At 59.2% G+C, this 255-nt stretch carries 1 protein-coding gene; it reads right to left on the reverse strand.

What is annotated here, in order from left to right; genetic code table 11:
- Positions 1-255: hypothetical protein (locus RVY79_RS20545; RefSeq protein WP_317466439.1), on the reverse strand; the 255-nt coding region annotated here is incomplete at both ends.

Raw genomic sequence — 255 nt, forward strand, 5'->3', positions numbered from 1 at the left:
TACAGCATGAACTTCAGGATGAGGCCGATCTCCCACCGGCGCGGCCGGACAAGGTAGTCCTCATCCACGTTGTCCGTCGGGATGGCGGTTTGCGAGAAGTCGTAGAGCAGGTTGTTGAGCAGCACCTGGACCGGTGCCATCGGCAGAAACGGCAGAAACAGGCTGGCGCCCAGCACACTGAACACGTTGCCGAAGTTCGAGCTGGCACCCATCTTGATGTATTTGACGATGTTGCCGAAGACCTTGCGCCCCTCC

The sequence above is a fragment of the Chromohalobacter sp. HP20-39 genome, assembly GCF_033052815.1.
In the GTDB taxonomy this organism is placed as follows: Bacteria; Pseudomonadota; Gammaproteobacteria; order Pseudomonadales; family Halomonadaceae; genus Chromohalobacter.